Annotated in this window: 21 protein-coding genes; 13 read left to right on the top strand and 8 right to left on the bottom strand. The window is 64.2% G+C overall.

Translation table 11 applies throughout. The annotated features are described in order from the left end of the window. Positions 1–143 precede the first annotated feature (143 nt). The 10 genes from OGR47_RS16775 to OGR47_RS16820 all read left to right on the top strand — a co-directional run bounded on the left by OGR47_RS16775 (position 144) and on the right by OGR47_RS16820 (position 8,005). Positions 144–419: an acyl carrier protein gene (locus OGR47_RS16775; RefSeq protein ID WP_165052326.1), complete on the top strand. Its 276-nt coding sequence runs from the start codon at positions 144–146 to the stop codon at positions 417–419. Continuing rightward, positions 420–1,658: a beta-ketoacyl-[acyl-carrier-protein] synthase family protein gene (locus OGR47_RS16780; RefSeq protein ID WP_165052323.1), complete on the top strand. Its 1,239-nt coding sequence runs from the start codon at positions 420–422 to the stop codon at positions 1,656–1,658. Then, positions 1,648–2,043 carry a hypothetical protein gene (locus tag OGR47_RS16785; protein ID WP_165052320.1) on the top strand — a complete coding sequence of 132 codons (396 nt, stop codon included), beginning with the start codon at positions 1,648–1,650 and terminating at the stop codon, positions 2,041–2,043. The genes OGR47_RS16780 and OGR47_RS16785 overlap by 11 nt, the downstream gene beginning before the upstream one ends. Then, a complete protein-coding gene (locus OGR47_RS16790) occupies positions 2,040–2,453 on the top strand; it encodes a MaoC family dehydratase (RefSeq protein WP_165052317.1) in 414 nt (137 codons plus the stop codon). Before OGR47_RS16785 ends, OGR47_RS16790 begins: the two co-directional genes overlap by 4 nt. A gap of 139 nt (positions 2,454–2,592) precedes the next feature. Then, the gene (locus OGR47_RS16795) at positions 2,593–3,387 is read left to right on the top strand and encodes an SDR family NAD(P)-dependent oxidoreductase (protein WP_165052314.1); all 795 of its coding nucleotides are present in this window, start codon (positions 2,593–2,595) and stop codon (positions 3,385–3,387) included. Continuing rightward, positions 3,384–4,535 (top strand): glycosyltransferase, encoded by a 1,152-nt coding sequence (locus tag OGR47_RS16800; protein ID WP_165052312.1) that lies wholly within the window; start codon positions 3,384–3,386, stop codon positions 4,533–4,535. Before OGR47_RS16795 ends, OGR47_RS16800 begins: the two co-directional genes overlap by 4 nt. Before the next feature lie 4 nt (positions 4,536–4,539). Continuing rightward, positions 4,540–5,844, top strand: coding sequence for a glycosyltransferase family 2 protein (locus OGR47_RS16805; RefSeq protein ID WP_165052310.1), 1,305 nt, complete (start codon positions 4,540–4,542; stop codon positions 5,842–5,844). Positions 5,845–5,929: 85 nt separating this feature from the next. Then, complete coding sequence (locus tag OGR47_RS16810; RefSeq protein WP_165052308.1) at positions 5,930–6,373, top strand: hypothetical protein; 444 nt, start codon at positions 5,930–5,932, stop codon at positions 6,371–6,373. 144 nt (positions 6,374–6,517) lie between these two features. Further along, positions 6,518–6,985 carry a DUF2852 domain-containing protein gene (locus OGR47_RS16815; RefSeq protein WP_165052306.1) on the top strand — a complete coding sequence of 156 codons (468 nt, stop codon included), beginning with the start codon at positions 6,518–6,520 and terminating at the stop codon, positions 6,983–6,985. 135 nt (positions 6,986–7,120) lie between these two features. Then, complete coding sequence (locus tag OGR47_RS16820) at positions 7,121–8,005, top strand: extensin family protein (protein ID WP_165052303.1); 885 nt, start codon at positions 7,121–7,123, stop codon at positions 8,003–8,005. Positions 8,006–8,008: 3 nt separating this feature from the next. Here OGR47_RS16820 and OGR47_RS16825 read toward each other — a convergent pair whose 3' ends face one another. The 3 genes from OGR47_RS16825 to OGR47_RS16835 are packed head-to-tail and all read right to left on the bottom strand — an operon-like array spanning position 8,009 to position 10,181. Next, positions 8,009–8,410, bottom strand: coding sequence for a DUF6460 domain-containing protein (locus tag OGR47_RS16825; protein ID WP_165052301.1), 402 nt, complete (start codon positions 8,408–8,410; stop codon positions 8,009–8,011). A gap of 19 nt (positions 8,411–8,429) precedes the next feature. Beyond that, on the bottom strand, positions 8,430–8,873 hold the full coding sequence (locus OGR47_RS16830) for a hypothetical protein (RefSeq protein WP_165052299.1): 444 nt from the start codon (positions 8,871–8,873) through the stop codon (positions 8,430–8,432). Between the two features lie 45 nt (positions 8,874–8,918). Beyond that, positions 8,919–10,181 carry an NAD(P)/FAD-dependent oxidoreductase gene (locus tag OGR47_RS16835; protein ID WP_165052297.1) on the bottom strand — a complete coding sequence of 421 codons (1,263 nt, stop codon included), beginning with the start codon at positions 10,179–10,181 and terminating at the stop codon, positions 8,919–8,921. Between the two features lie 311 nt (positions 10,182–10,492). On the opposite strand from OGR47_RS16835, the gene recA reads away from it, so the two are divergent. The 3 genes from recA (at position 10,493) to OGR47_RS16850 (ending at position 15,705) form a co-directional block, all read left to right on the top strand. After that, entirely contained in the window at positions 10,493–11,560 is a 1,068-nt protein-coding gene (gene recA / locus OGR47_RS16840) for a recombinase RecA (protein WP_165052294.1), read from the top strand. A 219-nt stretch (positions 11,561–11,779) separates the two neighbouring features. Next, entirely contained in the window at positions 11,780–14,449 is a 2,670-nt protein-coding gene (gene alaS, locus OGR47_RS16845; RefSeq protein ID WP_165052292.1) for an alanine--tRNA ligase, read from the top strand. Continuing rightward, positions 14,446–15,705, top strand: a complete 1,260-nt coding sequence (locus tag OGR47_RS16850; RefSeq protein ID WP_165052289.1) for a cyclic nucleotide-gated ion channel — start codon at positions 14,446–14,448, stop codon at positions 15,703–15,705. The genes alaS and OGR47_RS16850 overlap by 4 nt, the downstream gene beginning before the upstream one ends. Here OGR47_RS16850 and OGR47_RS16855 read toward each other — a convergent pair. From OGR47_RS16855 to OGR47_RS16875, 5 genes are all read right to left on the bottom strand, one after another. Next, the gene (locus OGR47_RS16855) at positions 15,695–16,096 is read right to left on the bottom strand and encodes a F0F1 ATP synthase subunit epsilon (protein WP_165052287.1); all 402 of its coding nucleotides are present in this window, start codon (positions 16,094–16,096) and stop codon (positions 15,695–15,697) included. The two genes, OGR47_RS16850 and OGR47_RS16855, sit on opposite strands and share 11 nt — an antisense overlap. Before the next feature lie 116 nt (positions 16,097–16,212). After that, positions 16,213–17,649, bottom strand: a complete 1,437-nt coding sequence (atpD, locus tag OGR47_RS16860) for a F0F1 ATP synthase subunit beta (protein WP_165052285.1) — start codon at positions 17,647–17,649, stop codon at positions 16,213–16,215. A gap of 25 nt (positions 17,650–17,674) precedes the next feature. Further along, entirely contained in the window at positions 17,675–18,556 is an 882-nt protein-coding gene (locus OGR47_RS16865; RefSeq protein WP_165052283.1) for a F0F1 ATP synthase subunit gamma, read from the bottom strand. 66 nt (positions 18,557–18,622) lie between these two features. Continuing rightward, positions 18,623–20,152: a F0F1 ATP synthase subunit alpha gene (gene atpA / locus OGR47_RS16870; protein ID WP_165052280.1), complete on the bottom strand. Its 1,530-nt coding sequence runs from the start codon at positions 20,150–20,152 to the stop codon at positions 18,623–18,625. Continuing rightward, on the bottom strand, positions 20,152–20,715 hold the full coding sequence (locus OGR47_RS16875; protein WP_165052278.1) for a F0F1 ATP synthase subunit delta: 564 nt from the start codon (positions 20,713–20,715) through the stop codon (positions 20,152–20,154). The genes atpA and OGR47_RS16875 overlap by 1 nt, the downstream gene beginning before the upstream one ends. Positions 20,716–21,038 lie beyond the last annotated feature (323 nt).

Consider the following 21,038-nt stretch of genomic DNA (forward strand, 5'->3'; position numbering starts at 1 on the left):
CTTAACCAAGGTCGCGCTGCTCGGAAATCGGGCGGCGAAAGACCGGCGCGCGGCCTTGACCCGCCTTCGCCGCAGCGGGCGCGGCGGGCGCCTTGCGAAGGCCGCTTTCTCGCGGATCGACAGACCCTTAACGGAGGGATTTCGTGGCAGACACTCCTCAGGACATTGCCAAGCTCAAGGAAGAAATCATCGAGGTGATCGCTTCCGAGGGCATGGTCGACCGCACCAAGGTGACGCCGGATGCGACCATCGAGAGTCTCGACCTCAAATCGGTCGACATCGTGATGATCCTCACGGCGCTGGAAGAGAAATTCAACGTCTATATCCCCATGGACGGCTCGCTGCAGGAAGCCAAGACGGTCGAGGCCCTCATCGGCGCGATCGCCGAGCACATCCAGAAAGAGCGCGAGACCCAGTAAATGGCGGCTTCGCGAAGGGGAGAGGCAGGGCGCCGCGTCGTCGTCTCCGGCATGGGCGTGGTTTGCGCCTCCGGCGTCGGCGCGCGCAAGCTGTGGGAGGCAGCGCGCGACGGCGTCGCCCAGATTCGCGAGCTCAAGACCGAGCGTCCCTATGACGGGCGCATCAAGATCGCCGCGCAAGTGCCGGATTTCGACCCGGCCGCCTATATCGAGGCGAACGTCCTCCCCTTCTGCGATCCCTTCACGCAATTCGCTGTCGTCGCCGCCGACGAAGCGATGGCGCAGGCGGGCTTCGGCCGCAAGGATATCGCCGGGCCACGCACGGCCGTGATCATGGGCTCCGGCATCGGCGGCATGACCACGATCGAGGACGGCATCTACAAATATTACGTCGAGCACACGCGGCCCGAGACATTGAGCGTGCCCAAGCTCATCCCGAGCGCCATGCCGACGACGCTTAGCGCCCGCTTCTCGGCGCTGGGGCCGACTTTTGCGGTCGGCAGCGCCTGTTCTTCGGCAAGCCAGTCCATCGGTCTCGGCCTGCAGATGATCCGCTCCGGCATGGTGGACAAGGCGATTGTCGGCGGCGCCGAAGCCTGCGTCATCAACGCCACCATCCGCGCCTGGGAAGGCCTGCGGGTGATGACGCCGAATTTCTGCCGCCCCTTCTCCATGGGCCGCAACGGCATGTCGCTCGGCGAAGGAGCCGCCGTCTTTATTCTGGAGACGGCAGAGTCGGCGCGCGCGCGCGGGCACGAGCCGCTGTGCGAGCTTACGGGCTATGGCACGACGAGCGACGCCAAGGACCCTGTGCGGCCGGATCTCGACGGCGCCGCCAACTGCATCGCCGCGGCGCTGGAAGACGCGGGGCTGGCGCCGCGCGACATTCACTACATCAACGCGCATGGCACGGCGACGCACGCCAATGACATCACCGAGTCGGAAGCGATCCTGCGCGTTTTCGGCGACGATTATGGGCGCGAGGTTCCCGTATCCTCCACCAAGCCCATTCACGGCCATGCGCTTGGCGCGGGCGGCGGGCTCGAGCTGGCGATCACGATCGAAGCGCTGCGCGAGCAGATCGCGCCGCCGACGATTAACTTCCTCGAATTCGACGCGCGCTGCCCGATCGACGCCGTGCCCAATGTCGCGCGCCTGCACAAGATCGACGCGGCGATGTCAAATTCGTTCGCCTTTGGTGGAATCAACGCCGTGCTGATCGTGCGCCATGCAGCCTGACGCTACGGCGATCCTCGGGCCGTTCCGCCTGTGCGTCGATCCCGAGCGCGCCGAGGCCTATGCGCGTGAGACCGGCGGCGACGGCAAGATCGTGCCGCTGTCCTTTCCGGCGGTCTGGCTGATGGAGCCCACGCTGTTCGCGCCGGTGCGCGAGATTTGCGCGGCGCTCGACGTGGTGCCGGTTCACGAGTCGCAGAGCTTCGCCTATGAAACGCCGCTCGCGATGGGCGCGCGCTATGATGTGAGCGTGTCGCTGCGACGCGAGGAAACGCCGTCGCGCCTGATCATCGACGCGACAATTTTTGCGCTGGACGGCGCAAAGATTGGAAAGAGCGAGACCATGCTTCGCCTCGTGTCGCGCGCAGGATTGGGAGCGGGATCATGAGCCCTGCCATCGCCGTCGGCGACAAATTGCCGGAAGTGATCATCGGCCCTTTCGACGCTGACGCGCTGTCGCGCTATGCGCAAATTTCCGGGGATGACAATCCGCTCCATCTCGACGACGCCATCGCCGCCAAAATCGGCCTTGCGGCGCCGCCCGTGCACGGCATGAAGCTGCTTGCCGCCTTCGAGCCCATGCTCGCCAATTGGCGCGACGATCTCATGCTCGTCGGCCTTTCGGCGAAATTCATCCAGCCGGTGTTGCGCGGCGAAGCCGTGACGCTCTCGGGCCGCGTGCTGCGCGCGTCGGAGAATGAAATCTTCGTCCGCCTCTTCGCCCATGGCGCCGCGCGCGCGCCGGGAATTATCGGCGAGGCGACGCTGCGCCCTGTCGACAGGACCTCGCTGATATGAAGTTCTCACCTTACCGTCATTGCGAGCGGAGCGAAGCAATCCAGAGCCGCGCCGGCTGCTCTGGATTGCTTCGTCGGCTTCGCCTCCTCGCAATGACGCGCGTTGGCGTCTCAGGTGAGCATGAGATGGGAGCGGGTTTGTGACTCAGCGCCTCCTCATCACCGGCGCTTCCTCCGGCATCGGCCGGGCGCTCGCCATCGCCTATGCCAAGGACGGCGCGAGCCTCTACCTACTCGGTCGCGACGACGCGCGCTTGCAAGCGACGGCGGAAGCCTGTCGCGCGGCGGGCGCCTCAGAGGTCGAGACCCGCGTGGCGGACGTGCGTGACCGCGAAGCCATGGCGCGCATCGTTGAAGCCGCCCATGCCGCGCGGCCAATCGACATTCTTGTCGCCAACGCCGGGATCGCCACCGGGCTTTCTCCCGGACAAATTCTCGAGACGCCGGAAGCCGTGCGCGCCACTTTGGCGATCAATGTCGCGGGCGTCTTCAACACGGTGGAGCCCGCCATTCCGCCCATGGCCGGCCGCAAGCAGGGCCAGATCGCCATCGTCGGCTCCATGGCCGGCGTGCGGAGCCTGCCCTATTCGCCCGCCTATTGCGCCGCAAAGGCCAGCGTCCATATGTGGGCCGATTGTCTGCGCGGCCAGCTCGCGCCCCATGGCGTCAAGGTGAGCCTCGTCGTGCCGGGCTTCGTGAAGACGCCCATGTCGGCACGCACCAAATCCTGGCAGCCCAGCGCCATCTCCGACGCGCGCGCGGCCGAGATCATCAAGCGTGGTCTGGAGCGGCGCCGGCCCGTCATCGCCTTCCCGCAATATATGTATTACGCCTTGCGCTTCTTTTCCTTTCTGCCACCCTCGCTTGTCGACGGCGTGATGCGGCGTTTCCATGTCGTCGTGCCGGAATCCCCAGAGCGCGGCGAGGGCATGTGAATCTTGGCGTCTCTCTGAGCTGGATTGCCGCCGTCTATTGGGTCGCCGCCACCGCGCTCCTGGTCCTCTCGGTCGTCGCAACGATCCTGCAGCCGTATATTGTGGGTCGCCGCGCGCGCCGGCGCGACCAGCCGCCGGTCTCGATCGTCCTGCCGTTGAAGCTTCTGGAGGACGGCTTCGAGCGCACGCAGGAATCCGCCTTCGCGCAGCACTATCCGCGGTTCGACGTCACCGCGTCTGCTGTCGAAACCGACTCGCCCGCGGTGCGAAAAATCCGCGAGATATTTGGCCGCCACGCCGAAACGCCCACGCGCCTGCTCGCATCGACGGCGCGTTTTGCGGCGAGCCCCAAGGTCGACAATCTCTACGCGCCTTTCATGCAGGCAGAAAACGACGTGATCTTCATGAAGGACGCCAATGTCCTTTTGGAGCCGGACGCCCTCGCCGAGCATATGCGCCAGCTTGGCGACGATATCGGGCTGGTCTGCGCCATTCCCTATTGCGCTAGGCTCGAAAACTTCCCCGCCCATGTCGAGGCGGCGGTTATCAACGGCCCGCATGCGCGCATGCTGTTCCTCGCCTCTTGTCTGGGTCAGGGACATGGGGTGGGAAAGATCATGCTCTTCCGCCGCTCGGATTTCCTCCAGGCCGGCGGCTTCGAGGCCATCTCCCATACGGTCGGTGAAGACAATGCGCTGGCAAAGGCCATGCGCCGAATCGGCCAACGTCCTGTTTTCTCTCATCGCCCGGTGCGGCAGGAACTCGGCGCGCGTTGCTTTTACGATGTTTATCAACGGCAATTGCGCTGGAGCGTCACCCGCCGCAACGATGAGCTGATCTCCTTCCTGCTGGAGCCGATCTGCCAAGCTTTTCCGTCACTTGTAGCAGGATGGCTGGCGGCGCCGCTTCTCGGCGTGGCGCCGCTCTGGGGCGTCGCCGGGACCGCGGCGCTCTGGTTCACGCTGGAAACATTGCTTTCCTTGGCGAAAGGATGGCAATTATCCTGGACGGCGCCCGCGGTTTTCATTGTCCGCGAGGCGGTCATGCTCGCAGTCTGGGTGAACGCCTGGATGACCAATCGGGTGGTCTGGGCCAACGGCAAAGTCCACGCGCGCACGGCGGCGCGGCCCGCGCCTGAAGAAGGATAACCCTTTGCTTATCGGACTCGTCACCTTCCTCGTCGACGCCGTCGCCTATCTCTGCGCCGCCATCCTGGTCGCCATCGGGCTCGGCTATCTCGTCGTTATCGGGCGTTTCCTCTACGACTGGCTACGCGGCGCGCGCGATCCGGAAGCGCCGGCGACGCCGGACGCCGATCTGCCGCATGTGCTGCTGCAAATCCCGGTCTTCAACGAGCCCCTGGTCACCGAGCAATCGCTGCGCTGCGTCGCCCAGCTCGACTGGCCGAAGGACAAGCTTCGCATTCAGCTTCTCGACGACTCGACCGACGAAACGACCGCGCGCGCCGAACGCGTGGCGCAGGAGCTGCGCGCCCAGGGCGCGATCATCGACCATGTGCGCCGCACGGATCGCTCGGGCTTCAAGGCCGGCGCCTGCGCCCATGGCCTCACGCTGACGAACGAGCCCTTCATCGCCATGCTGGACGCCGATTTTCGGCCGCCGGCAAATTGGCTCAAGCGCACCGTGCCGTTGTTTCTGACGGACGATCGCGCCGGCTTCGTGCAGTCGCGCTGCGAGTTCCAGAACTTTGAGACGAATTGGCTCACCCGCGCCCAGGGGCTCGTGCAGGATGGCCATTACATGGTCGAGCAGCGCTCGCGCGCCTTGGCCGGCTGGCTCTTCCAGTTCAACGGCACGGGCGGCATCTGGCGCCGCGCCACGGTCGAAGACGCCGGCGGCTGGTCGGATTACTCGCTTTGCGAAGACCTCGACCTCACAGTTCGCGCGGAACTGCGCGGCTGGCATGGGCTCTTTGTCTCCGAGCCGCCGATCCCCGGCCAGGTGCCGGACGGCATCCGCGATTTCCGCCGCCAGCAGCGGCGCTGGTCCAATGGCTTCGTGCAAGTCGCGCAGAAGACGATCGTGCCGATCTGGGAAGCCCCCTGGCCGCTCGTCAAGCGCGTGATGGCCATTTCGCTGATCGCCCATCAGGTCTTCTTTCCGGCGGCGGCGATCGGCGTGATTTCATTCGTGTTCGGCGCGCTGCTGCATGGATCGCTAGCGCCCTATTCCGGGCTGCTGGAGCTGATCCTGGTCATGACGGCAATGGTGGCGCTCGGCATCACCATGCCCCCCTACCTCGCCTTGAAGCGAGGCACGGTCGTGGATTTCGCCAAGACAGTCGGCTCGCTCCCGCCGCTGTTCATCTATCTGGCCTTCGCCAATGGCGCGAAGATCCTGCAGACGCTGCGCGGCCGCAAATCGACCTTCAAACGCACGCCCAAGCAGGAGACCGCAGCGGTCGAAACCGCGCCGGCGGAGGCGGAGGCTGAATAAAGAAGCGCTCTCGCGCCGGTAATTCTTTCCGAGTGACCCTGGCGCGTCCGGCGATCTAAAGCCGCCGCGCCCTACTTTTCGGCCCATGACCGAGAATAAGCGTTCCTATCATATGGTCCCGGGCTCTCTTGGACTCAGGCGCGATTTCCGCATCACGGTCGGATTGCGAGAAGGCTGGGATCCGGAGGGGCGGGTCTATGATGTCTCCGAAGCCGTCCGCACAGCGCGCAGTTGGATGCGGCGGCGCGTCGAGGCGGGCAAGCCCGCGCTCTCTGGCATGTTCACCCGCGCCGAGGTGACCTACGCCTGGCCGAAAGAAGACGGCACCGCCGGCTCCGATCGAGAGCCCGTCGCGATCTTCACCGGCGAAGCTGTGCACGCCTATCTCGGTCACCTGCCCGATGACGACATAGAAGCCATGCTCAACGAGCTCGCCACCGAACTTGGACACGCCCTCGGGCAGGAACGCATTTACGTCGCCTTCTGCAGCCGAACATGGATTTTGAGCTGCGAGCCCGACGCCGCTTGAAAGAGAGCCACGGCGTCCCGATATCCGGCGGGGCGCGGCCCGTGAGCCCGCCAGGCTTCCGTCTTCTTGCGGGACTAGATGTTAATGTGTATAACATTCACATCGCCGCCGGGAGACCGGAGCCGCCATCAACTGGAGCCAAACATGAGCTGCGATCGTGATTCCCGCATGTACTCCTCCGCCTGGGGGCGTCACGGAGGATGCGCGCATTGGAGGCCGTTCGAAATCGCGGCCATCGTCATCGGCTTTATGATCTTCTGGCCGATCGGTCTCGCCCTGCTGTTCCTAAAGCTATGGGGCAAGAGCTTCGGCTATGAGGGCGACCTCTTCTCCTTCGCGGCCGAGCAGGGCGCGAAAGTGCGCAGCGCCTTCGGCGATGTCTCCAAGGAGGCCTCGCGCGGCTGGGCCGGGCCCTCCTTCATGCGTTCGACGGGCAATGTCGCCTTCGACGAATGGCGCGAGGGCGAACTCGCCCGTCTCGAAGAGGAGCGCCGCAAGCTCGCCGAGGCCGAGCGCGAATTTTCGGAACATATCTCCGAACTGCGCCGCGCCCGCGACCGCGATGAATTCGAAAGCTTCATGCGCGCCCGGAACAAGGGAAGCGCGCAGTAAATAAACTAAAAACTGCGGCCGGCGGAAACGCCGGCCGCAGCCGTCTGGGGCAGCCGCGCCACACGCCTGGAATATCGCGCTGTTAACTAAACTTTTCGACGCCCGGTTAACGAAGACTTCGTAACCCTAGGCGGCATGCTCCGCCGCGCCACACTCCTCCTGCTTCTGGTCGCCGCAACGCTTGGCGGTTGCTCCGGGCCGTTCAGACCGCAGCGGCCGGCCTGGCGCACGCACGCTGAAAACGCCTGCATCGCGCAGCGCCGCGTGCAACCGACAGAATTCATCGCTCTGGCCAATGAGCTCGAAGGCCCCGGCATTTGCGGGCTCACCAGGCCGTTCAAAGTGACCGCCCTGCAGGGCGGCGCCGTCTCCTTTAATTCCACGGCGACGCTCGACTGCCCCATGGTGGCGGAGCTCGAATCCTGGGTCGCCGACACGGTGCAGCCTGCCGCGCAGGCGCGCTTCGGCCAGCGCGTCGTGCGCATCGACTCCATGGGCTCCTACGCCTGCCGCGGCATGAACAATCAGAGCGGCGCGCAGCTTTCCGAACATTCCTTCGGCAATGCGCTCGATATCGGCGGCTTCGTGCTCGAGGACGGCCGTAAGATCACGCTGGTGAGCGATTGGTGGCGCGGCGAGGAGCAGACGCGCGCCTTCCTGATGGACGTGCATCGCGGCTCCTGCGCGCATTTTTCGACCGTGCTGTCGCCGGGTTCGAACGCCTTCCACTACAACCATATTCACGTCGATCTGGCGCAGCACGGGCGCTCCCGCACGATCTGCAAGCCCGCGCCTCAGGAGACACTGCCGCCGCCGGACCAATCGCCGCTCGTCGCCATGCGGAACGCAAGTCCCATGGCCGGCGAGGAGACGGACAATGACACGACCGGTCGCCCGCCCGCCGCAGCCTTCGAAGGCGGCGACAGCCTCGGGCCCATCAACGCGCCGGACACGCCGCTGCCGCCGCGGCGCTACGATCCGGACGAAGCCGATCTGACCTCGACAATAAGAAGAAGGTGAGGATTACCGACGCCCGCCTGTATTCATCAGCCTCAACACCAACCACGCCGGCACCACAAACACGGCGCCCGCCAGCACATAGCTGAAAAGCTCCTTCACCGCCCCCAAGCCCAACGACGAGATGCGGTCGATAAAAGCCTGCACGCCGTGCAGAATGTCGATCGGCCGCAACTCCAGCCACATCAGCAAGGCGCCGACGACGAGCGAGATGAAGAAAAGCCGCACCGCCACATTGAGGGGCGAGCCGCCAAGGAAATTTTCGAGCCCGTTATTCGACGCCATGTGCAAGGGTTCCGTAGTGCGTTTCGCTTCGGCCGCGCCGGGGAGGATCAAATATTCGCGCTCGAGGCGCGGCGGTTTCTTATCGAGATGGGGCCAATTGGAGAAGGGGCTCTCATCGGTCATCGGCGCACGGCTCCTGCGCTCATAGCGCGCCTCCCGTCTGCGTTTCCTCCTTGAAGAGACGCATTATGCGTCTCAGGAACCGCTCCGTAAAGGAGAGCGCCTTTTCGAATTCTTGTTCGTCGGGAAGCGTCGATGGTTTGCGCGGCGCGGCGCTGGCGGACTTCAGCTGCGCATTTTCGGCGCGCAGCCGCTCGATCTCGGCTTCCAAAGCCGCACGCTCGTCGGCGCCCAGCCGGCAGACGGAAACGCCTTCCTTCACCGAGCAAAAGGAAACCGCGCCGGTGTCTTTGTTCATGCGCAGAAACCCGCCATCGGCGGGCTGGAGCGTGAAGCGATCTTTCTCCGGCGCGATAATGACCGGCGTGTCTTCGGCCCGCGCCGCGAACGGCGCAAGCGCCAAAACCAGAAGCGCCGATCGCAAGACGACGTTGGACGTGACGACGGCTGGGAAGCGAGAAACCATGGCCCGCAGATGGGAAGCGGCAAGGCCCGCGTCAATAAGCCGGACTCACCGCGTAATCAGCCGCGAGCCCCGGTGGTAGGTGAAATAGGCGGCGATCCAGCTGATCGCGACAAAAAGCCGGCTACGCAGATTGATCAAGAAATACACTTGGGCGACGCTCCAGAAGAGCCAGCCGACAAAACCCGTCAGCTCGAGCCGCCCGAGCTTCACGATCGCCGACTTGCGCCCGATGGTGGCGAGGTTCCCATGGTCCCGGTAGTGAAGCGGCTTTCGCGGCTTTTGCCCGCGCAGCCGCCGACGGATGGCGCGGCCCGCGTACCAGCCCATCTGCTTGGCAGAGGCTGCGAGCGCAGGGACGGGCTTCCCATCCGCGCCGATCACCAGCGCCTGATCGCCCGCCACATAGACATCCGGCAGCTCTGGAGCGGTAAGCTCGGGCCCCACTGCGATGCGGCCGGCGCGATCGCCGGGAACGCCAAGCCAATCCGCCGCCGGCGAGGCCCGCACGCCCGCCGCCCAAAGGATCGCGCCGGCCGGTATGTCCTTGCCGCCGGCGACAACCTTCTTCTCGTAGACCTCCTCGACCGCCAACCCTGTGCGCACCTCGACGCCCATGCGCTGCAGCGCGCGTCGGGCGTAGTCGGAGAGCTGCTCGGGAAAGGTCGAAAGAATTCTTGGGCCCGCCTCCAGCAAGAGAATGCGCGCGGCGCGTGGATTGGCGCGGCGGAATTCAGGCGGCAGGGCTCCGCGCGCTAGCTCGGCGATGGCGCCGGTCAGCTCCACCCCCGTCGGCCCGCCGCCGACGATGACGAAGGTGAGCAGACGGGCCCGCTCTTCCTCGTCGCCGCTCGCCTCCGCCTGTTCGAATGCCAGCAGCGGGCGGCGGCGGATCAGCGTTGCGTCGTCTATGGATTTTAGCCCCGGCGCGGCCTTGGCCCAATTTTCGTGGCCGAAATAGGAATGAGCGGCCCCGGTCGCGATGACAAGGAAGTCATAGGGGATCTCACCCCGATGCGTCTTGACGACCTTGCGCGCCGCATCGACGCCGTCGACGGCGAGCATAAGCACGGTCACGTCGGCGCGCCCGCGCATCACATAGCGAATCGGCCATGCGACATCCGAGGCGGCGAGGGCGGCGGTCGCGACCTGATGTAGAAGCGGCTGAAAACAGTGATGATTTTCTTTGTCGAGGAGCAGGATTCGCGCGCCGCTCCCGTTGAGAGCCAGCGCCGCCGAGAGACCTGCAAAGCCCCCGCCGATGATGATCACGCGTGGAGGGCCGCTTTGTTGCGCGCATGGCTCTGGCATGAGGCGTTCCCAAAATGCGATCCCCGTCAACTAGCCCTTCAGAAGCCGTCGAAAAGAACGAATGCGTTGTTCTCCGGCCGTTCGGGGAAATGACAACAAGCGGTCCGTCCGAACGGAGAGTTGATCCCCCAAACGCGCCGGCCCCGACTGCAAATTGGCCGAGACCATCTCAGGAGGACCGCCCCGAGCTTCGGAGCCCAATTTTAGGCGCGAACAAAAAATGAACTTGGCTTCGAGAACAAATCATGCACAATTGTGTCAGAGTTGTTGTTGCCCCCGCCATTGAAATCATGCCAGAAGGGATTTCAGCCGTGAGCCAAGCCAATCTCCGCCTCGTGGAAGGATCGTCCGTGGACAAGACCAAGGCGCTGGACGCCGCCCTGTCGCAGATCGAACGCGCCTTCGGCAAGGGCTCGATCATGCGGCTCGGCAAAAATCAAAAAGCCGTCGAAATCGAGACCATTTCCACCGGCTCGCTCGGCCTCGATATCGCGCTTGGCGTCGGGGGCCTGCCGCGCGGTCGCGTCGTCGAGATTTACGGCCCCGAATCCTCGGGCAAGACCACGCTGACCCTGCATGTCATCGCCGAGGCGCAGAAGATTGGCGGCGTCTGCGCTTTCGTCGACGCCGAACATGCGCTCGACCCGGTCTACGCCCGCAAGCTCGGGGTCAATCTGGACGAGCTGCTGATTTCTCAGCCCGACACCGGCGAGCAGGCGCTGGAAATCACCGACACGCTGGTGCGCTCGGGCGCGGTCGACGTGCTCGTCATCGATTCGGTCGCCGCCTTGACGCCGCGCGCCGAGATCGAAGGCGAAATGGGCGAGGTGCAGCCCGGTCTCCAGGCCCGTTTGATGAGTCAAGCGCTGCGCAAGCTGACCGCCTCCATCTCGCGCTCCAATACGCTCGTCATCTTCATCAACCAGATTCGCATGAAGATCGGCGTCATGTATGGCTCGCCGGAAACGACGACGGGCGGCAATGCGCTGAAATTCTACGCTTCGGTCCGTCTGGACATCCGCCGCGTCGGCGCGATCAAGGAACGCGACGAGACGATCGGCAACCAGACTCGCGTCAAGGTGGTCAAGAACAAGGTCGCCCCGCCTTTCAAGCAGGTGGAATTCGACATCATGTATGGCGAAGGCGTCTCGAAGGTCGGCGAGCTCATCGATCTCGGCGTGAAGGCCGGCGTTGTCGACAAATCAGGCGCCTGGTTCTCCTACGACAGCCAGCGGCTCGGCCAGGGCCGCGAGAACGCCAAAGGCTTTCTGCGGCAGAACCCCGAGGCCGCTCAGCGCATCGAGCAGGCGATCCGCGAGAACTCGGGCCTTATTGCCGAGAAAATTCTGGATGCCGCCGACGCTGACGACAAGGAATAGGCGGAAGGATCCTTCCCGCACGGATCTCCCGCTTTTCAAAGGCCCGCCCCGCGGGCCTTTTTCATTGCCGAAAAGCTTGCGGACTGGCATATCGCCCCGCGACAGACATGCGCTCGTAAAATCGAGATGGCCCCGACGCGCCGGACGCGCTTTCGTTCGGCTTACCTATTCACCATATGATCGGGAGGGTTTCCCGGTCGCGCCCGAGAGAGACGCATAATGAGCAGCGTCAACCAGATACGCTCCACCTTCCTCGATTACTACGTCCGCAACGGCCATGAGAAGGTCGCGTCCTCTCCCCTCGTTCCGCATAACGATCCCACGCTGATGTTCACCAATGCGGGGATGGTGCAATTCAAAAACGTCTTCACCGGCGTCGAGAAACGCCATCAGGCGCGCGCGACCTCCTCGCAGAAATGCGTGCGCGCCGGCGGCAAGCACAATGACCTCGACAATGTCGGCTACACGGCGCGCCACCACACCTTCTTTGAGATGCTGGGGAATTTCTCCTTCGGCGATTATTTCAAGGAAGGCGCAATCGAGCTCGCCTGGGGTCTGATCAGCCGCGAGTTCCAACTTCCAATCGACCGTCTCCTCGTCACCGTCTACCACGATGACGACGAGGCTTACGGGCTCTGGAAGAAGATCGCCGGCTTCCACGACAGCCGGATCATCCGCATTTCCAGCTCCGACAATTTCTGGAGCATGGGCGACACGGGTCCCTGCGGGCCTTGCTCGGAAATCTTCTACGATCAAGGCGAAGCCTTGGCTGGTGGTCCCCCGGGCAGCCCCGATGAGGACGGCGACCGCTTTCTGGAATTCTGGAACCTGGTCTTCATGCAATACGACCAGGTCGCGCCGGGCCAACGCGCGCCCCTCCCCCGTCCGTCGATCGACACAGGCATGGGCCTCGAGCGCATTGCCGCCCTGCTCCAGGGCGTCACCTCGAATTACGAGATCGATCTCTTCCGCGCCTTGACGGGCGCCGTCGCAGACTTCACCAACGTGCCGGTCAACGGCCCGCACGCGGCGAGCCACCGCGTGATCGCAGACCATCTGCGCGCCTCCTCCTTCCTCGTCGCCGACGGCGTAACGCCTTCGAATGAAGGGCGCGGCTATGTCCTGCGGCGGATCATGCGCCGCGCCATGCGCCATGCGCAGCTGCTCGGGGCGCAAGACCCGCTGATGTGGCGCCTCGTGCCGACGCTCGTCGCGGAAATGGGCCAGGCATATCCCGAGCTCTTGCGCGCCCAGGCGCTGATTGTCGATACGCTCAAAACCGAAGAAACGCGCTTCCGCGCCACGCTTACGCGCGGTCTCGCAATTCTCGACGAAGAGACCGCCGGGCTGACCGAGGGCGCGAAATTTTCAGGCGAAACCGCCTTCAAGCTCTACGACACATATGGCTTCCCGCTCGACCTCACCGAGGACGCGCTGCGCCCGCGCGGCATCGCCGTCGACAAGGACGGCTTCGACGCCGCTATGGGCCGCCAGCGTGCGGAAGCCCGCAAGGCCTGGGCCGGCTCCGGCGATACAGCTACCGAAACGCTTTGGTTCGCCCTGAAGGAACGCATCGGGGCCACGGAATTCCTCGGCTATGACGCCGAAAAGAGCGAAGGCGTCGTCACCGCGCTCGTCCACGACGGCGGCGAGGCCTTCATTCTCAAAGAGGGCCAGCGTGGATCAGTGATCCTCAACCAAACGCCCTTCTATGGCGAGTCGGGCGGCCAGGTCGGCGACGTCGGCGTCATCCGCGGCAAAGGCCTGCGCTTCCGCGTCGAGAATACTTTGAAAAAACTCGGCGACCTCATCGTGCATGACGGCGTTGTCGAGGAGGGCGAAATCGTTCCGGGGCTCGCTTTGGAGCTCGATGTCGATCACGAGCGCCGCAAGGCGACGCGCGCCAATCATTCCGCGACGCATATTCTTCATGAGGCGCTTCGCCAGGTTCTCGGCGATCATGTCGCCCAGAAGGGATCGCTGGTCGCGCCCGAACGTCTGCGCTTTGACTTCACCCATCCAAAGCCGCTCACGGACGAAGAGCTTTCGAGGGTCGAAGCCTTGGCTAATGAAATCGTCCAGGACAACGCCCCGGTCGACACCCGCGTCATGGCGCAGGACGAAGCCATTGAATCTGGCGCCCGGGCGCTGTTCGGCGAGAAATATGGCGACGAAGTGCGGGTCGTGAGCATGGGCCGGCCCGACCCCGGCGTACATCACGCTTTCTCCGTGGAGCTCTGCGGCGGCACGCATGTGTCGCGCACAGGCGACATCGGATTGATCTCGATTGTCGGCGAGAGCGCCGTCGCCTCCGGCGTGAGGCGCATCGAGGCGCGCACGGCCGAAGGCGCGCGGACCCTTCTCGTCTCCCAGGCGCGCGCCCTTCAGGATATTGCCACGTTGATTCGCGCTCCCCTCGACGAAGCGCCCAACCGCCTTGCCCTGCTGCTTGAAGACCGCAAGCGCCTCGAACGCGAGCTCGGTGACGCCAAACGCAAACTCGCCCTCGGCGGTGGCGGCGGCCCCGCCGCCGGCCCTGAGGCGCGCGAGATCGGCGGGGTCAAACTACTGATCCGGGCTGTCGAAGGGATCGACGCCAAGGACCTCAAATCGCTTGTCGACGACGCCAAGAAAAACATCGGCTCCGGCGTCGTCGCCTTCGCCAGCGCCTCGCCCGACGGGAAAGCCGGCATTGTCGTTGGCGTCACCGACGATCTCGCGCAAAAATACAGCGCCGTGGAATTCGTTCGGGCGGCTGCTGTCGCGCTTGGCGGCAAAGGCGGCGGCGGCAGATCGGATCTCGCCCAGGCCGGGGGGCCCAACGCCGCCGCGATCGACCAGGCGCTCGCCTGCGTCGAGGAGGCGCTCCGCACGAAGGCCGCGGAATGACCGCGCACGAGCCGCGCGGTTGGTATCACCGCCTGCGCAGACGCGTGCACCATATTCTCGACGGCGGCGTCAATGATCGCGCGACGCGCATCGTGCATCGCGCCTTCATCGCCCTCGTCGCTTTATCTGTTCTATCCGTCGTTCTGGAATCGGTGCCCGAATATGATCGGCGTTTCCGCCAGCTCTTCCTTACGGTAGAGCTTGTCGCAGTTGGCATTTTCACTGTCGAATATCTGCTTCGGCTCTGGTCCGCGCCCGAGCATACGCCTTATTCCGACCGGACGGCGACGAGCGCGCGGCTGGCGTTCATCGTCTCCGGCTCGGCGATTATCGATCTTCTGACGGTATTGCCTTTTTACCTTTCCTACTTTTTCTCAGCGGATCTGCGCGTTCTTCTGCTGCTGCGCCTTTTGCGGTTTTTCAAGCTCGCACGCTATTCGGCGGGTATGCGAACCCTCATCGCGGTGATGGAAGCCGAGCGCAAAGCGCTCCTTGCAACAGGCATATTGCTGTTCGGCGCGGTTCTCTTTTCAGCCGCGGCAATCCATCTCGCCGAGCACGAAGCGCAGCCCAAGAGTTTCGGTTCCATTCCGGCCGCCATGTGGTGGGCCATCGTCACGATCACGACGGTCGGATATGGCGACGTCAGCCCCATCACGCTCACTGGACGCATTATCGCTTCGATCACCATGGTGACCGGCTATGTGATGCTGGGTCTTCCAGTCGGCATCGTCGCGACGGCTTTCGCAGAGGAAATTCACCGGCGGGAATTTGTCGTCACCTGGAGCATGGTGGCGAGCGTGCCGCTGTTTCGGACGCTCGACGCCAGCGCGATCGCGGAGATCATGCGTTATCTGAGCGCGCAATCGGTTCCGGCCGGCACATTGATCGTTCGGCGCGGGGAAATCGCGCAGTCCATGTATTTCATCGCTGAAGGAGAGGTCGAGGTCGAGTTGCCAACGAAGGTGGTTCGTCTTGGCGTCGGGCAATTTTTCGGTGAAAGAGCTATTCTTTATCAGACGCCGCGCACCGCAAACGTGCGCGCGACAGAGCCGACGAAGCTGCTCATTCTACAGGCTTATGATCTGCAGACGCTGATCGCCCGCACGCCTTTGATCGGGGAGTGCATAAGAGAAGTCGCCGCGGCTCGATCAGTGCTTGCGCCTGAAGAGCCACACGGCGACATTATCGAAGCAGAACTGGAAGAGCATCCCGCTCCCGCGGACGGACCCGCGGGGGCCGAGTTTACGCCGTAAGGGCGGCGCGCATTTCCTCGAGCTGCGCAAGCTTCTCGCTCGCAGCCAGACGCGCGGCGTCGGTTTTGGCGTCGGAGAAGTCTTCCTTGGCGTTTTTGATGTCGGCGTCGAGCTTACCCGCCTCGATGTCCGACAGAGGAAGAGCGAGTTCAGCGAGGATGGTGAAGCCGGCAGCATTCACATCCGCGAAACCGCCGCGAACGAAAAGCTTCTCGACTTTCCCGTCGCCGCCCGCGACCGTCACGACGCCGGCCTTCAGCGTCGTCATCACCGGCGCGTGATCCTTGAGGACCGTGAACTGGCCCTCGGCGCCCGGCGCAACCACGCTTTCGACGTCGCCCGAAAACAGGAGCTTCTCGGGAGAAACAAGTTCGAAGTGGAAAGCGGCCATGTCATTCTCCGGCGACGCTGATCGTCATAAGCGAATGGCCGGTCTTAGCCCGGCCATCAATTGTTGGGATCGGGCGCGGGACGGCCGCAGGCCGCCCCTCCCGGATTGCTGAAAGCTTACGCAGCTTCCTTGGCGAGCTTGGCGGCCTTTTCGATCGCTTCTTCGATGGAGCCGACCATGTAGAAAGCGGCCTCGGGGAGGTGATCATATTCGCCTTCGACGAGGCCCTTGAAGCCCTTGATCGTGTCGGCGAGGGCGACGAGCTTGCCGGGCGAGCCGGTGAAGACTTCGGCGACGTGGAAGGGCTGCGACAGGAAGCGTTCGATCTTGCGGGCGCGGGCGACGACCAGCTTATCTTCTTCGGAAAGCTCATCCATGCCCAGGATCGCGATGATGTCCTGCAGCGACTTGTAGCGCTGAAGGGTCGACTGCACCTTACGAGCCACGTCATAGTGCTCCTCGCCGACGATCGCCGGAGAAAGCATGCGCGAGGTCGAGTCGAGCGGATCGACGGCCGGATAAATGCCCTTTTCCGCGATCGAACGCGACAGAACGGTCGTCGCGTCCAAGTGGGCGAAGGAGGTGGCCGGCGCCGGGTCGGTCAAGTCGTCGGCCGGCACGTAAATGGCCTGCACCGAGGTGATCGAGCCCTTGGTGGTGGTGGTGATGCGCTCTTGCAGGGCGCCCATGTCGGTCGCCAGCGTCGGCTGATAGCCCACCGCCGAGGGGATGCGGCCGAGAAGCGCGGACACTTCCGAGCCCGCCTGGGTGAAGCGGAAGATGTTGTCGACGAAGAAGAGCACGTCCTGGCCCTTGTCGCGGAAATCTTCGGCGACGGTGAGGCCGGTCAGAGCGACGCGGGCGCGGGCGCCCGGCGGCTCATTCATCTGGCCATAGACCAGGGCGCATTTGGAGCCGGCGGTGGAGCCGTTGACAGGCTTCTTGTTGACGTTGCCCTCGATCATTTCGTGATAGAGGTCGTTGCCTTCGCGGGTGCGCTCGCCGACGCCGGCGAACACCGAATAACCGCCGTGCGCCTTGGCGACGTTGTTGATGAGCTCCATGATGAGCACGGTCTTGCCGACGCCCGCGCCGCCGAACAGGCCGATCTTGCCGCCCTTGGCGTAGGGCGCGAGAAGGTCGACGACCTTGATGCCCGTCTCGAGGATCTGCGCTTCCGTGGCCTGCTCCGAATAGGACGGGGCCGGCTGGTGGATGGCGCGCGTTCCGCTCGACTTCACCGGACCAGCTTCGTCGACGGGCTCGCCGATGACGTTGATGATGCGGCCGAGCAGCTCTTCGCCAACCGGAACAGTGATCGGCGCGCCGGTATCCGCGACTTCCTGGCCGCGGGTCAGACCCTCGGAGGTGTCCATGGCGATGGTGCGCACGGAGTTCTCGCCGAGGTGCTGAGCGACTTCAAGAACGAGGCGCTGGCCCTGGTTGGTGGTCTCGAGCGCGTTGAGAATCTCGGGCAGGTGGCCGTCGAACTTCACGTCGACGACGGCGCCGATGACTTGGGTGATGCGGCCCGTGGGCTTGTTGGCGGCCATTTTTCGTCCTCGTCTATTTTAGCGATCAGAGCGCTTCGGCGCCCGAGATGATTTCGATGAGTTCTTTGGTGATCATCGCCTGGCGCGACCGGTTGTAGAGGGTCGTCTGCTTTTTGATCATGTCGCCGGCGTTGCGCGTGGCGTTATCCATCGCGCTCATGCGCGCGCCCTGTTCGGAGGCGGCGTTTTCGAGCAGCGCGCGGAAAACCTGGACCGAGATGTTGCGCGGCAGGAGTTCGGAAAGGATTTCGTCCTGACCGGGCTCATATTCATAGGACGGCTGCGGACCCTCGAGGACCGGCGCGTTCTCATTCGCGGCGATCTGCGCCGGAATGAGGCGCTGCGCCGTCGGAAGCTGCGCGATCACCGACTTGAACTTCGAGAAGAACAAGGTGGCGACGTCGAATTCGCCCGCCTCGAACATGGCGATGATCTTCTTGCCGATCTCGTCCGCGTTTTCGAAGCCGATGGTCTTGAGGCCGCGCAGCTCGATGAGCTCCACAATGTCTTTCTCGAACTGGCGGCGAAGCTGGTCGTAGCCCTTCTTGCCGACGCAGAGAATCTTGACCGTCTTGCCCTGCCCCTGCAAGCGCAGGATATGCTCGCGGGCGAGGCGCACGATCGAGGAATTGAACGCGCCGCAAAGGCCGCGCTCGGCAGTGGCGACGACGAGGAGATGCACGTCATCCTTGCCATTGCCGGCGAGAAGCTGCGGACCGCCGGTGGAGACGCCGGCGGCGAGATTGGCGAGCACGGATTCCATGCGCTCGGCGTAGGGACGCGCGGCCTCGGCCGCCGTCTGCGCGCGGCGCAGCTTGGCCGCCGCGACCATCTGCATGGCCTTGGTGATCTTCTGCGTCGCCTTGACGGAAGAAATCCGGTTTCGAAGATCCTTCAACGAGGGCATTGGCGTGCTTCTTGTCTCGAGGGCGCCGCGCGCCCGCTACCGGGCGCGCGATCCGTCATTGTCGGCTCAGGCGAAGGACTTCGCGAAAGTCTCGACGACGCTCTTGAGCTTCGCCGCGGAGTCGTCGGAGAGGTCCTTCGACGACCGGATGGCGTCGAGAAGGTCGGCGTGCTGCGAGCGGAGCACGGCGAGCAGGCCGTCCTCGAAGGCGCGCACGCGATTGACCGGCAGCGGATCGAGATAGCCGTTGACGCCGGCGTAGATCACGCAGGTCTGCTCTTCCATCTTCAGCGGCGAGAACTGCGGCTGCTTGAGGAGCTCGGTGAGACGGGCCCCGCGGTTCAGAAGACGCTGGGTCACCGCGTCGAGATCCGAGCCGAACTGCGCGAAGGCGGCCATTTCGCGATACTGCGCGAGCTCGCCCTTGATCTTGCCGGCGACTTTCTTCGTCGCCTTGGTCTGCGCGGACGAGCCGACGCGCGACACGGAGAGGCCGACGTTCACCGCCGGGCGAATGCCCTGGTAGAACAGGTCCGTCTCAAGGAAGATCTGACCGTCGGTGATCGAGATCACGTTGGTCGGAATGTAGGCCGACACGTCGTTGGCCTGCGTCTCGATGACCGGCAGAGCCGTCAGCGAACCGGCGCCGCGATCGTCGTTGAGCTTGGCGGCGCGCTCCAGGAGGCGCGAGTGCAGATAGAAGACGTCGCCCGGATAGGCTTCGCGTCCCGGCGGACGGCGAAGCAGCAGCGACATCTGGCGGTAAGCGACGGCCTGCTTGGAAAGGTCGTCATAGATGATGACCGCATGCATGCCGTTGTCGCGGAAGAATTCGCCCATGGCGCAGCCTGCGAAGGGCGCCAGGAACTGCATCGGGGCCGGGTCCGAAGCGGTGGCCGCGACGACGATCGAATATTCCAGCGCGCCGCGCTCTTCGAGCACCTTCACGAATTGCGCGACGGTCGAGCGCTTCTGGCCGATGGCGACGTAGACGCAGTAGAGCTTCGCCTTCTCGTCGTCGCCGTCGTTGAGCGACTTCTGGTTCAGGATCGTGTCGAGCGCGATCGCGGTCTTGCCGGTCTGACGGTCGCCGATGATCAGCTCGCGCTGGCCGCGGCCGATCGGGATCAGAGCGTCGACGGCCTTGAGGCCGGTCGCCATCGGCTCGTGCACCGACTTGCGCGGAATGATGCCGGGGGCCTTCACGTCGACGCGGGCGCGGCGCGTGGCGTTGATCGGGCCCTTGCCGTCGATCGGATTGCCGAGGGCGTCGACGACGCGGCCGAGCAGCTCCTTGCCAACCGGAACGTCGACGATCGCGCCGGTGCGCTTGACCGTCTGGCCTTCCTTAATGTCGCGGTCGGAACCGAAGATAACGATGCCGACGTTGTCGCTTTCGAGGTTGAGGGCCATGCCGCGCACGCCGTTCTCGAACTCGACCGTCTCGCCGGCCTGCACATTGTCGAGGCCGTAGACGCGGGCGATGCCGTCGCCGACCGACAGAACCTGGCCGACCTCTGTGACCTCGGCCTCATTGCCGAAGTTGGCGATCTCGTTTTTCAGGATCGCGGAAATTTCTGCGGCGCGGATATCCATCAGCCGACCTCTTTCATGCGTGTGCGGATTGAGTTGAGCTTGGTGCGAACGGAAGCGTCGACCATGCGCGAACCGAGTTTGACGACGATGCCGCCGATGATCGACGGATCGGTCTTGACGTTGAGGCTGACCGACTTGCCGCCGGTGACGCCGGCGAGCGCCTGGCGCAGCGCCGTTTCATGATCCGGCTTGAGCGGGGCGGCGACGATCACGTCGGCGCGGACCAGACCACGGGCCTTGTCGTGAAGGCTCTGATAGGCGGCGATCATGTCCTGGAGAACGAAGAGGCGGCGCTTGGAGGCCACCAAGCGGATGAAATTGCCGGCGATGCCGGAAATGCCCGCTTTCTTGAGGATTGCGTCGAGCGCCTTGACCTGCTCCTGCGCGGAGAAGACGGGGCTTCTCACCAGACGCTTGAGGTCGGCGCTTTCATTGATGAGCCCCTGGAACGCGGCGAGCGCCGTAGCGACCTCGTCCGTGGCGCTCTTTTCCGACGCCAGTTCGTAAAGGGCGGAGGCGTAACGTCCTGCGACGCCGGAAAGCGAAACTCCGTCTTGAGCCACTTGGATCGCTCGTCAAATTCGCATCGCTCGAAACGACGCCCACGCGAAAATGCGTTCGCGCCTTTGGCGGTCGGCTTCGTAGCGACGGATGCTGCAGGGGCAAGGAACTAAGAGCGGCAACGCCCCAGTCCCAAGGCGATGGGTCCCTAACACAGTGAATTTTGCGGCGCAACCCTGTCCGGCGCCCAGATTTCGCTCGCGCCTTCGCGCTAGGCATGACGCGAACCGCCGAGACTGCGCCGCCGGGTCGTGAGGGAGCGTGGGATTCATGCGGAGTTGGCGTGAATTCTCACGCCGAAAACTTCCGGCCTCCCGCCGGCGGA

The sequence above is a fragment of the Methylocystis sp. MJC1 genome, from assembly GCF_026427715.1.
Classification (GTDB): Bacteria; Pseudomonadota; Alphaproteobacteria; order Rhizobiales; family Beijerinckiaceae; genus Methylocystis.

What these genes read in the sequence shown, in the direction of transcription:
- OGR47_RS16780 (WP_165052323.1), top strand. Translation starts at nt 420, where the DNA reads ATGGCGGCTTCGCGAAGGGGAGAGGCAGGGCGCCGCGTCGTCGTCTCC.
- OGR47_RS16785 (WP_165052320.1), top strand. Translation starts at nt 1,648, where the DNA reads ATGCAGCCTGACGCTACGGCGATCCTCGGGCCGTTCCGCCTGTGCGTC.
- OGR47_RS16790 (WP_165052317.1), top strand. Translation starts at nt 2,040, where the DNA reads ATGAGCCCTGCCATCGCCGTCGGCGACAAATTGCCGGAAGTGATCATC.
- OGR47_RS16810 (WP_165052308.1), top strand. Translation starts at nt 5,930, where the DNA reads ATGACCGAGAATAAGCGTTCCTATCATATGGTCCCGGGCTCTCTTGGA.
- OGR47_RS16815 (WP_165052306.1), top strand. Translation starts at nt 6,518, where the DNA reads ATGAGCTGCGATCGTGATTCCCGCATGTACTCCTCCGCCTGGGGGCGT.
- OGR47_RS16820 (WP_165052303.1), top strand. Translation starts at nt 7,121, where the DNA reads ATGCTCCGCCGCGCCACACTCCTCCTGCTTCTGGTCGCCGCAACGCTT.
- OGR47_RS16825 (WP_165052301.1), bottom strand. Translation starts at nt 8,410, where the DNA reads ATGACCGATGAGAGCCCCTTCTCCAATTGGCCCCATCTCGATAAGAAA.
- OGR47_RS16830 (WP_165052299.1), bottom strand. Translation starts at nt 8,873, where the DNA reads ATGGTTTCTCGCTTCCCAGCCGTCGTCACGTCCAACGTCGTCTTGCGA.
- OGR47_RS16835 (WP_165052297.1), bottom strand. Translation starts at nt 10,181, where the DNA reads ATGCCAGAGCCATGCGCGCAACAAAGCGGCCCTCCACGCGTGATCATC.
- alaS (WP_165052292.1), top strand. Translation starts at nt 11,780, where the DNA reads ATGAGCAGCGTCAACCAGATACGCTCCACCTTCCTCGATTACTACGTC.
- OGR47_RS16850 (WP_165052289.1), top strand. Translation starts at nt 14,446, where the DNA reads ATGACCGCGCACGAGCCGCGCGGTTGGTATCACCGCCTGCGCAGACGC.
- OGR47_RS16855 (WP_165052287.1), bottom strand. Translation starts at nt 16,096, where the DNA reads ATGGCCGCTTTCCACTTCGAACTTGTTTCTCCCGAGAAGCTCCTGTTT.
- atpD (WP_165052285.1), bottom strand. Translation starts at nt 17,649, where the DNA reads ATGGCCGCCAACAAGCCCACGGGCCGCATCACCCAAGTCATCGGCGCC.
- OGR47_RS16865 (WP_165052283.1), bottom strand. Translation starts at nt 18,556, where the DNA reads ATGCCCTCGTTGAAGGATCTTCGAAACCGGATTTCTTCCGTCAAGGCG.
- atpA (WP_165052280.1), bottom strand. Translation starts at nt 20,152, where the DNA reads ATGGATATCCGCGCCGCAGAAATTTCCGCGATCCTGAAAAACGAGATC.